The following is a 9,679-nucleotide window of genomic DNA, read 5'->3' as shown; positions in this document are numbered from 1 at the left end:
CGCGGGAGCCCTCGCCCGGGAAGCGCCCCTCGAGGTGTGCCGAGAGCGCCCCCGGGCCGTCAGGGCTAGGAGACATCCCGCATCACCTGGTCGCGCAGCCGGTCGCAGCACCGGCTGATCAGCCGGGAGACGTGCATCTGCGAGATCCCCAGCTCATCGGCGATCTTGCTCTGGGTCATGTCACTGAAGAACCGCATGTACAGGATGGCCCGCTCCCGCTCCGGCAGCGCCGCCAGCCGGGGCTTCACGGCCTCCCTGTCCACCACGGTGTCCAGCGCGGGGTCGGCCGACCCCAGCGCGTCGCTGAGCGAGTAGCCGTCCTCGCTCCCCGGCAGCTCCGCGTCCAGCGAGAGCGCCGTGAAGCTCTCCAGGGCTTCGAGCCCGACCAGAACGTCCTCCTCGCTCATGTTCGCGTGCTCGGCGATCTCCGCGACGGTGGGCCGGCGCCCGGAGATCGTCTGGGACAGGTCCTGGGTGGCGAACCGCACGCGGTTGCGCAGGTCCTGGACCCGGCGCGGCACGTGCAGGGTCCACATGTGGTCCCGGAAGTGCCGCTTGATCTCGCCGGTGATGGTGGGCACCGCATAGCTCTCGAAGGCGTTGCCGAGTTCGGGGTCGTAACGGTCGACGGCCTTGACCAGGCCGAGCGACGCGACCTGCCGGAGGTCCTCGTAGCTCTCGCCGCGGCTGCGGAACCGGCCCGCGAGCCGTTCGGCCATGGGGAGCCACGCCTCGATGATCTGGTCACGGAGCGTGTCGCGCTGCTGACCGGGAGGAAGCGCGGCCAGCGTGCGGAAGGCCTGCGCCGTGTCGGGGGCGTCGTCGTGGGGGTGGTGCTTCGCCTGGGTACGCATGGTGCGTCGCAACTCCCTGGATGGTGCTCTGGGATGGACGGTCACCGTGGGGGCGCGGACGTGACAGGAAATGACACACCCGTGAGGGGAATCGCCTCTTCCACGGACGTGCCTCCTGTCCGAAGCACTGTTTATGCGCCTGCCCCGGATCATGCGGGCCAAACACATACGGGGTTTTTCATTCCGCCCGGGGGTCACTCGCTCGGGAGATCACACCCCCTGGAGGTTCCAGTATGAGCACCACGGTCGCCGATCACATCTTGCGGAGGCTGCGCGCCTGGGGAGTCGAACAGGTATTCGGCTACCCGGGCGACGGCATCAACGGGCTGCTCGCGGCCTGGGGGCGGGCCGAGGACCGGCCCCGCTTCATCCAGTCGCGGCACGAGGAGATGTCCGCGTTCCAGGCCGTCGGCTACGCGAAGTTCTCCGGCCGGCTCGGCGTGTGCGCGGCGACGTCGGGTCCGGGCGCGATCCACCTGCTCAACGGCCTGTACGACGCCAAGCTGGACCATGTGCCGGTGGTCGCGATCGTCGGCCAGACGCACCGCAGCGCGATGGGCGGCTCGTACCAGCAGGAGGTCGACCTGCACACCCTGTTCAAGGACGTGGCCTCGGACTTCGTCGAGACGGTGAACGTGCCCGAGCAGCTGCCGAACGTCCTCGACCGGGCGATCCGCACGGCGTACGCCCGTCGCGCGCCGACCGCCGTCATCATTCCCGGGGACGTGCAGGAACTGGAGTACTCACCGCCGACCCACGAGTTCAAGATGGTCCCCTCCAGCCTGGACCGCGGCTCGTGGACGGCGATGCCCTCCCGGGAGTCGGTCGAGCGGGCCGCCGAGATCCTGAACGCCGGGGACAAGGTCGCGATCCTCATCGGGCAGGGCGCCGCCGGAGCCCGCGCCGAGGTCACGCGGATCGCCGAACTGCTCGGCGCGGGCGTCGCGAAGGCGCTCCTCGGCAAGGACGCCCTGAGCGACGAACTGCCGTACGTCACCGGCTCGATCGGCCTGCTGGGCACCCGCCCCTCGTACGAGCTGATGCGCGACTGCGACACGCTGCTGACCATCGGCTCGTCGTTCCCCTACGCGCAGTTCCTGCCGGACTTCGGCAAGGCGCGGGCCGTGCAGATCGACATCGACCCGCACATGGTCGGGATGCGCTATCCGTACGAGGTGAACCTGGTCGGGGACGCGAAGGCGACGCTGGAGCAACTGATCCCCCTGATCGATCCGGAGCGCGGCCGGGAGTGGTACGACGAGGTGTGCGCGGGAGTGGCGCGCTGGCGCGAGGTGACGGCGCGCCGGGCGGAGCTGTCGGCCGACCCCATCAACCCGGAGCTGGTGGCGCACACCCTCGACGCGCTGCTGCCGGCCGACGCGATCATCTCCTCGGACTCCGGTTCTACGGCGAACTGGTACGCCCGGCACATCACCATGCGGGACGGCATGCGCGGGTCGCTGTCGGGCACGCTGGCGACGATGGGCTGCGGGGTGCCGTACGCGATCGGCGCGAAGTTCGCGCACCCCGACCGTCCGGCGATCGCCCTGGTCGGGGACGGCGCGATGCAGATGAACGGCATGGCCGAGCTGATCACGGCGGCCAAGTACCAGGACCGCTGGGAGGATCCGCGGCTGGTGGTGGGGGTCTGGAACAACCACGACCTGAACCAGGTGACCTGGGAGCTGCGGGCGATGGGCGGCGAGCCGTCGTTCCTGCCCTCGCAGGAGCTGCCGGACGTGCAGTACGCCGCGTTCGCGCGTTCGCTGGGGCTGACCGGCATCCGGGTCGAGAAGCCCGAGGACGTGGAGGCGGGCTGGCGCGCGGCCCTGGCGGCGGACGGTCCGGCGGTGGTCGAGTTCGTCACCGACCCGGCGGTGCCGCCGATCCCGCCGCACGCCACCTGGGAGCAGATGGAGGCCACGGCCGCCTCGATCCTCAAGGGCGACGCCGACCGGGCTTCCATGGTCAAGCAGGGCTTCAAGGCGAAGATGCAGGAGTTCCTGCCCGGCAACCAGGCCAAGGACCGGGGCGGCAAGGAGGCGTGAGCCGCCCGGACGCCGAGCCCGGTGGCTCCGGACACCCGGCGGTGTCCGTTCCCCGGGCGGCATCCGTGTGGTCGCCGCCGTTCAGCGGACGGGCACGGCCGGCTCCGGCCGGTCGGCCGGCTCGGCGGGAGGCAGCAACATCTCCTCGTAGCGGCCCAGCGCCAGTACGACGCCGAGCATGAGCAGCGGAATGATCACGACGACAGCCGCCATGGGTCCGGTCCTTCCCCGGGGAACGCGCGGTGGGGGGCGTTTCGCCGGGTCTCCGCCGCGCGGCGGGGCAAACCCGGGCGGCGCGAGAAACCGGACGGCCTGCGTCCGTGTCGCGGTGGGGCGTTCGGGTACGCGGGGGCCACCGACGATCCAAGGGGAGTCATGCAGCGAGGCAGTGACCGGCTGAGCGCCCACCGCGACGACGAGATGAAGCAGGAACTACAGGGACTGCTCCGATCCGGGCATCCCACACGGACGGAGGAGTGGCACGACCCCGAGCCCTACGCCGAGGACGACCCGGAGGTCGCGTACGGGCCGGTGACACCCGGCCGCGCTCCCACGCGGGTGGCGGCGCTGCAACTGGAGCTGGCCCGGATCCTGGGCCGTACGTCCTTCCCCGCGGGCCCCCGGGAGCTGATCGGGGTGCTGCGGGACCGGCATGCACCGGACGCGCTCGTGGAGCCCCTGGAGCGGCTGCCGCGGACCGCGCGCTACGACTCGGCGCACCGGCTCGCGCAGGCGGTGGTCGACACGGACGCGGCGGAGGACGGCGCCGCACGGCCCTCGGCCGACGGCACGGAATCCGCACACGAGCGGGACACATAGGCCCCCTGCTCACGGGTACTGCGGCAGGACCACGCCGACATGGGCGTGGCCCCCGCGACCGGGGTGCCGCGACGCAAGGCCCGGAGGGCCCCATGGCCGAGTTCGTCAGGGACGTCATGACAGCAGGGGTGGTGGCGGTCCTCCCGGGCGCCTCGCTCGTCGAGGCGGCGCGGCTGATGCGGGCCCGGGACGTCGGGGACGTCCTCGTCGCGACGCACGGGCAGGTCGTCGGCGTCCTGACCGACCGCGACATCACGCTGCGCGCGGTCGCCGCCGGCGCGGACCCGCTGAGGGTGAGCGCCCGGTCCGTCTGTACCCCGAACCCGATCGTGATCGGCCCGGACGACACGGTGACCGCCGCCCTGGGCCTGATGCGCGAGCACGCAATACGCCGGCTCCCCGTCGTGGAGGACGGGCACCCGGTCGGCATGGTCAGCCTCGGCGACCTCGCCGTCTCGCGGCAGCCGGAGTCGGCGCTCGCCCACATCAGCCGCGCGGAGCCGGACGCCCGTCCTGGCACCACCCCGACCTGACGCGACGAGAGGAGACCGAGGAGTCATGCGTATCGCATTCCTGACCGCACCCGAGGGTGTCGAGCAGATCGAACTCACCGAGCCCTGGCAGGCGGCGAAGGACGCCGGGCACGAACCCGTACTGGTGTCGACGGAGTCCGGCATGGTGCAGGGCTTCGACCACCTCGACAAGGCGGACACGTTCCCGGTGGACGCCGTGGTGGGCAAGGTCGCGGCCGAGTCGTTCGACGCGCTGGTCCTGCCCGGCGGAGTGGCCAATCCGGACTTCCTGCGCATGGACGAGGGAGCCGTCTCCTTCGTCCGGGAGTTCTTCGAACGGGGCCGTCCGGTCGCCGCGATCTGTCACGCGCCGTGGACGCTGGTCGAGGCGGACGTGGTCCGGGGCCGGGTCCTGACCTCGTGGCCGAGCCTGCGGACGGACATCCGCAACGCGGGCGGCACCTGGGTCGACGAGCAGGTGAAGATCTGCGACCACGGTCCCGCCAAGCTCGTCACCAGCCGCAAACCGGACGACCTCAAGGCGTTCTGCGAGGCGTTCCTCGACGTGTTCTCCCAGGAGGCAGCCCGATGAGCTCACCCATGGACCGCAAGCAGGAGCAGCGCGAGGCGGCCCACCCGGTCGATCCGGCGTCGGGCCCCCTCACCACCGACCAGGGTGTGGCCGTCGACCACACCGACGACTCGCTGACCGTCGGCGAGCGCGGCCCCACCCTGATGGAGGACTTCCACTTCCGGGAGAAGCTCACCCATTTCGACCACGAGCGGATCCCGGAGCGAGTGGTCCACGCCCGGGGCGCGGGCGCCTACGGATACTTCGAACCGTACGAGTCCTGCGCGGAGTTCACCCGCGCCGCGTTCCTCCAGGACCCGTCGGTCCGCACCCCGGTCTTCGTGCGGTTCTCGACCGTGCAGGGGCCTCGCGGCTCGGCGGACACCGTGCGGGACGTGCGCGGCTTCGCGACCAAGTTCTATACGTCCGAGGGAAATTACGACCTTGTCGGGAACAACTTCCCGGTCTTCTTCATCCAGGACGGCATCAAGTTCCCCGACTTCGTGCACGCGGTGAAGCCGGAGCCGCACAACGACATTCCGACCGGTGCCTCGGCCCATGACACGCTCTGGGACTTCGTCTCGCTCCAGCCGGAGACCCTGCACGCCATCATGTGGCTGATGTCCGACCGGGCGATCCCGCGCAGCTACCGCATGATGCAGGGCTTCGGCGTGCACACCTTCCGCTTCGTGACCGCCGACGGGCGGGGCACGTTCGTGAAGTTCCACTGGAAGCCGAAGCTGGGCACGCACTCGCTGGTGTGGGACGAGGCGCAGGAGTGCCAGGGCCGGGACCCGGACTTCAACCGCCGGGACCTGTGGGACGCCATCGAGGCCGGTGAGTTCCCGGAGTGGGAGCTGGGTGTTCAACTCGTGCCGGAGGAGGACGAGTTCGCCTTCGACTTCGATCTGCTCGACGCCACGAAGCTCATCCCGGAGGAGCAGGTGCCGGTACGGCCGATCGGCCGTATGGTGCTGGACCGCAACCCCGAGAACTTCTTCGCGGAGACGGAACAGGTCGCCTTCCACACGGCGAACGTCGTCCCGGGCATCGACTTCACCAACGACCCGCTCCTCCAGGCCCGTAACTTCTCCTACCTGGACACCCAGCTGATCCGCCTGGGCGGCCCCAACTTCAGCCAGCTGCCGGTCAACCGCCCCGTGGCCCCGGTGCGCACCAACCACCGGGACGGCTACCACCAGTCGGCGATCCACCGCGGCACCAACTACTTCCCCAACTCCCTCGGCGGGGGCTGCCCGGCCCACGCGGGCGTCGACCCGCACGCCTACACGCACCTCGCCGAGCGCGTCGACGGCGCCAAGATCCGCCGCCGCAGCGAGAGCTTCAAGGACCACCACAGCCAGCCGGCCCTGTTCTGGAACAGCATGGCGCCCTGGGAGAGGCAGCACATCGTGGCCGCCTTCCGCTTCGAACTGGGCAAGGTCGGCGCCCTCGCCGTCCGGGCCCGTACGGTGGAGCAACTGGTCAAGGTGGACCCGGAGTTGGCGGCCGAGGTGGCGAAGGGCATCGGGGTGCCTGTCCCGTCGGACGCCGCGCCGGGAGCGTACAAGCTCAGCTCTCCGGCCCTCAGCCTGGAGGCGCAGCGCGGCCCCGGTTCGATCCGCACCCGGCAGATCGCGGTACTGGTCTCCGACGGTGTGGACGCCGAGCAGGTGACCGGTGTGCGGGAGGCGCTGGCGGCGGAGGGCGCGATCGTGGAGGCCCTCGCGGCCCAGGACGGCACCGTACGCGGCGCTGACGGCGCGGAGTACACCGTCGACCGGGCCCTGCCGACGGTGGCGTCCGTCCTGTACGACGCGGTGTTCCTGCCCGGCGGGCCCGTCGGCACCCCGTCCCAGGCGGCCGACCCCGATGCCATGCGCTTCGTGCGGGACGCCTACCGGCACGGCAAGCCGATCGGCGCCCTCGGGTCCGGCGTGGGTGTCGTCGCCGCCCTGCGGCCCGAGGGCGTCCGGCTCTCCTCCGAGTTCCACCATGTGGTGGCGGACCGGGGCGTGGTGACGGACACGGCCCAGGGCACCGCGAGCGAGGACTTCACCAGGGAGTTCGTGGCGGCGATCGCGGCCCACCGCCACTGGGACCGCCCACCGGCGCGCTGCTGACGAACGACGATCACAGGGCCTTGGGCGCCTCCCGGCAAGGGGCGCCCAAGGCCCTTCCCGTCCGAGGGCGCGGGGAACCGCGTGATCAACCACGACGCACCCGCACCCCGCGACGCACGACGAGCCCCGCCCCCTGACCGGTCCTAAGGCCGCCGCCCGAGCAGACACAACAACCCGGTCTGCGCGTCCGCCCCCACCGGCGGAGCCACCGGCGCCCCGAACAGCCCGCTTTTCTCCAGGTCACCGGCGTACGGAGCGATCTCGTCGACCGCGAACCGCACCAACTCCCCCGGCAGCCGCTCGTCCGCCCCGATCGCCCGCGACAGATCCCACGCGTGCACGACGAGATCGGCGACCATCTGCGCGCAGTAGGCGGTCGCCGGCGTGTCGCCGTAGGACAGGTGGACCGTGCGTTCCAGCGCGCCGGGCGCGGTGAGCGCCTCCCGCGCGGAGTGTGCGGCGGTGTCCCAGGAGGCGGCCGGGTCGGGCCCCAGCAGGTCCCCCTCGAACGTGTCGCCGACCTCCTCGATCATGCAGCCGTCCCGGACCAGCGAGGGCACCCACAGCTGCTCGGAGACGAGGTGGTTGACGAGGTCACGGACCGACCACTCGGCGCAGGGCGTGTCCGCGCCCCACTGGTCGTCCCGGACGGCGTGGACCCGGGCGCCGAAGAGGTCCTGGGCCTCGGCGTGCCGGTCGAGCAGCGCACGCGTCCGCGCGCTCGCGCCGGATCTCATGTCGCCGCCGGCCCTCGATCCCGCGCGCCGTCGCGCGTACGGCCCGGGACGACCCGCCGGCGCGGGTGGCGGCGCAGATACTCGCCCTCCAGCTGGGCCATCCGTTCGTTGTGGGTGCGCAGCGCCTCGGTCGACCCGTGCAGCAGGGTGTCGTGCCGCGTGCGGTGGATCGACTCCAGTTCCTTCATCAACTGCTGGTCGTCCAGTTGGTCCGGGTGCACTCCGGTCATGGTGGTACCCCGATCTCGGTGGTCCTCCCTCCACTGTACGAAGATCCGGGGCCCCGGGCCCCCGCGCGGGCGGGGGCCGGGGACGGCAGGACGGGATTCAGCGGGCGCGCTCGACGCGCCGCTCGTCCCACACGGGCTCCGGGGTCTCCCGTACGCGGCCGTCGGAGCCGAAGACCAGATAGCGGTCGAACGAACGAGCGAACCAGCGGTCGTGGGTGACCGCGAGGACCGTGCCCTCGAACGCCTCCAGCCCCTCCTGCAGGGCCTCCGCCGACTCCAGGTCGAGGTTGTCGGTGGGTTCGTCGAGGAGGAGGGCGGTGACACCCTGGAGCTCCAGGAGCAGGATCTGGAAGCGGGCCTGCTGGCCGCCGGAGAGACGGTCGAAGGACTGCTCGGCCTGCCCCGTCAGCTCGTAGCGCCGCAGCCGGGACATGGCCGCGCCCCGGTCCTGGGCGTGTTCCTTCCACAGGATGTCGAGCAGCGTCCGGCCCATCAGCTCCGGATGGGCGTGCGTCTGCGCGAAGTGCCCCGCCACGACCCGGGCGCCGAGCTTCCACTCCCCCGTGTGGGCGACGTCGCCGCCGGCGAGCAGCCGCAGGAAGTGGGACTTGCCCGAGCCGTTGGAGCCGAGGACGGCGACCCGTTCGCCGTAGAAGACCTCCAGGTCGAAGGGTTTCATCAGCCCGGTCAGCTCAAGGGCCTCACAGGTGACGGCCCGCACGCCGGTGCGCCCGCCCTTGAGCCGCATCGTGATGTCCTGCTCGCGCGGCGGCTCCGGGGGCGGCCCGGCCTCCTCGTACTTGCGCAGGCGGGTCTGGGCCGCCCGGTAGCGCGAGGCCATGTCCGGGCTGTTCTCCGCGATCTGGCGCAGCGTCGCCACCAGCTTCTTCAACTGGGCGTGCTTCTCGTCCCAGCGCCTGCGCAGCTCCTCGAAGCGCTCGAACCGCCGCGACCGCGCCTCGTGGTACGTGGCGAACCCGCCGCCGTGCACCCAGGCGTCCGCGCCCGCCGGTCCCGGTTCCACACTCACGATCTTCTCGGCGGAGCGCGACAGCAGCTCCCGGTCGTGCGAGACGAAGAGGACGGTCTTGCGGGTCTCCTTCAGCCGCTCCTCCAGCCAGCGCTTGCCGGGCACGTCGAGGTAGTTGTCGGGCTCGTCGAGCAGGAGCACCTGGTCGGTGCCGCGCAGCAGCGCCTCCAGCACGAGCCGCTTCTGCTCGCCGCCGGAGAGGGTCCGCACCTGCCGCCACTGGGCCTTCTCGTAGGGCACCCCGAGCGCGGCCGTGGTGCAGATGTCCCACAGCGTCTCGGCCTCGTAGCCCCGCGCCTCGGCCCAGTCGGAGAGGGCCTGCGCGTACCGCATCTGGGCTGCCTCGTCGTCCACGGTCATGATCCCGTGCTCGGCGGCGTCGACCGCCTTCGCGGCCTCCCTGATCCTCGGCTGCGCCACCGACACCAGCAGGTCCCGCACGGTCGACTCGTCCCGCACGGACCCCACGAACTGCCGCATCACCCCGAGCCCGCCGGACACGGTCACCGACCCGCCGTGCGGCTTCAGCTCGCCGGAGATCAGCCGCAGCAGGGTCGTCTTGCCGGCGCCGTTGGGGCCGACGAGCGCGACGACGGCCCCCTCCCCCACCCGAAAGGACACGTCCCCGAGCAGAGCCCTCCCGTCCGGCAGGTAGTACTCCAGGTGAGCGGCTTCGAGATGTCCCATGGGGCGCATTGTCCGAGGCGGACGAACGCCCGGGCAAATCCATTTCCCGCCGCCCCGCCCCGCCGGTC

General features: G+C 71.6%; 10 protein-coding genes. 5 read left to right on the top strand and 5 right to left on the bottom strand.

Annotated elements, in window-relative coordinates:
• Positions 1 to 65: 65 nt before the first annotated feature.
• Positions 66 to 854, bottom strand: a complete 789-nt coding sequence (locus ACFU5F_RS28910; RefSeq protein WP_383893279.1) for an RNA polymerase sigma factor SigF — start codon at positions 852 to 854, stop codon at positions 66 to 68.
• A gap of 233 nt (positions 855 to 1,087) precedes the next feature.
• Between ACFU5F_RS28910 and ACFU5F_RS28905 the strand changes: the two genes are divergently transcribed.
• Positions 1,088 to 2,902 carry a thiamine pyrophosphate-requiring protein gene (locus tag ACFU5F_RS28905; RefSeq protein ID WP_383893276.1) on the top strand — a complete coding sequence of 605 codons (1,815 nt, stop codon included), beginning with the start codon at positions 1,088 to 1,090 and terminating at the stop codon, positions 2,900 to 2,902.
• An 81-nt stretch (positions 2,903 to 2,983) separates the two neighbouring features.
• On the opposite strand, the gene ACFU5F_RS28900 is transcribed toward ACFU5F_RS28905, so the two are convergent.
• Positions 2,984 to 3,115, bottom strand: coding sequence for a hypothetical protein (locus ACFU5F_RS28900; protein ID WP_383893273.1), 132 nt, complete (start codon positions 3,113 to 3,115; stop codon positions 2,984 to 2,986).
• Positions 3,116 to 3,277: 162 nt separating this feature from the next.
• Here ACFU5F_RS28900 and ACFU5F_RS28895 point away from each other — a divergent pair, with 162 nt between their 5' ends.
• From ACFU5F_RS28895 to ACFU5F_RS28880, 4 genes are all read left to right on the top strand, one after another.
• Positions 3,278 to 3,721: a DUF2795 domain-containing protein gene (locus tag ACFU5F_RS28895; RefSeq protein ID WP_383893270.1), complete on the top strand. Its 444-nt coding sequence runs from the start codon at positions 3,278 to 3,280 to the stop codon at positions 3,719 to 3,721.
• A 92-nt stretch (positions 3,722 to 3,813) separates the two neighbouring features.
• Positions 3,814 to 4,254, top strand: coding sequence for a CBS domain-containing protein (locus ACFU5F_RS28890; protein ID WP_383893267.1), 441 nt, complete (start codon positions 3,814 to 3,816; stop codon positions 4,252 to 4,254).
• A gap of 25 nt (positions 4,255 to 4,279) precedes the next feature.
• Positions 4,280 to 4,825, top strand: coding sequence for a type 1 glutamine amidotransferase domain-containing protein (locus ACFU5F_RS28885; RefSeq protein ID WP_383893264.1), 546 nt, complete (start codon positions 4,280 to 4,282; stop codon positions 4,823 to 4,825).
• A complete protein-coding gene (locus ACFU5F_RS28880) occupies positions 4,822 to 6,927 on the top strand; it encodes a catalase (RefSeq protein ID WP_383893262.1) in 2,106 nt (701 codons plus the stop codon). Before ACFU5F_RS28885 ends, ACFU5F_RS28880 begins: the two co-directional genes overlap by 4 nt.
• 143 nt (positions 6,928 to 7,070) lie before the next feature.
• Here ACFU5F_RS28880 and ACFU5F_RS28875 read toward each other — a convergent pair whose 3' ends face one another.
• From ACFU5F_RS28875 to ACFU5F_RS28865, 3 genes are all read right to left on the bottom strand, one after another.
• Complete coding sequence (locus ACFU5F_RS28875) at positions 7,071 to 7,664, bottom strand: TIGR03086 family metal-binding protein (protein ID WP_383893259.1); 594 nt, start codon at positions 7,662 to 7,664, stop codon at positions 7,071 to 7,073.
• Positions 7,661 to 7,894, bottom strand: a complete 234-nt coding sequence (locus ACFU5F_RS28870; RefSeq protein WP_383893256.1) for a DUF6158 family protein — start codon at positions 7,892 to 7,894, stop codon at positions 7,661 to 7,663. The genes ACFU5F_RS28875 and ACFU5F_RS28870 overlap by 4 nt, the downstream gene beginning before the upstream one ends.
• Before the next feature lie 97 nt (positions 7,895 to 7,991).
• Positions 7,992 to 9,611, bottom strand: a complete 1,620-nt coding sequence (locus ACFU5F_RS28865) for an ABC-F family ATP-binding cassette domain-containing protein (RefSeq protein ID WP_383893253.1) — start codon at positions 9,609 to 9,611, stop codon at positions 7,992 to 7,994.
• Between the last annotated feature and the right edge of the window lie 68 nt (positions 9,612 to 9,679).

Origin of the sequence: Streptomyces sp. NPDC057438 (assembly GCF_042802995.1) — a bacterium.
In the GTDB taxonomy this organism is placed as follows: Bacteria; Actinomycetota; Actinomycetes; order Streptomycetales; family Streptomycetaceae; genus Streptomyces.
The sequence above is the reverse complement of the archived record's forward strand: the minus strand, read 5'-3'. Positions and strand labels throughout refer to the sequence as shown.

Bases quoted from the DNA above. Each gene is read 5' to 3' on its own strand.
- ACFU5F_RS28890 (WP_383893267.1), top strand. From the start codon at position 3,814: ATGGCCGAGTTCGTCAGGGACGTCATGACAGCAGGGGTGGTGGCGGTC.
- ACFU5F_RS28910 (WP_383893279.1), bottom strand. From the start codon at position 854: ATGCGTACCCAGGCGAAGCACCACCCCCACGACGACGCCCCCGACACG.
- ACFU5F_RS28905 (WP_383893276.1), top strand. From the start codon at position 1,088: ATGAGCACCACGGTCGCCGATCACATCTTGCGGAGGCTGCGCGCCTGG.
- ACFU5F_RS28880 (WP_383893262.1), top strand. From the start codon at position 4,822: ATGAGCTCACCCATGGACCGCAAGCAGGAGCAGCGCGAGGCGGCCCAC.
- ACFU5F_RS28870 (WP_383893256.1), bottom strand. From the start codon at position 7,894: ATGACCGGAGTGCACCCGGACCAACTGGACGACCAGCAGTTGATGAAG.
- ACFU5F_RS28875 (WP_383893259.1), bottom strand. From the start codon at position 7,664: ATGAGATCCGGCGCGAGCGCGCGGACGCGTGCGCTGCTCGACCGGCAC.
- ACFU5F_RS28885 (WP_383893264.1), top strand. From the start codon at position 4,280: ATGCGTATCGCATTCCTGACCGCACCCGAGGGTGTCGAGCAGATCGAA.
- ACFU5F_RS28895 (WP_383893270.1), top strand. From the start codon at position 3,278: ATGCAGCGAGGCAGTGACCGGCTGAGCGCCCACCGCGACGACGAGATG.
- ACFU5F_RS28865 (WP_383893253.1), bottom strand. From the start codon at position 9,611: ATGGGACATCTCGAAGCCGCTCACCTGGAGTACTACCTGCCGGACGGG.
- ACFU5F_RS28900 (WP_383893273.1), bottom strand. From the start codon at position 3,115: ATGGCGGCTGTCGTCGTGATCATTCCGCTGCTCATGCTCGGCGTCGTA.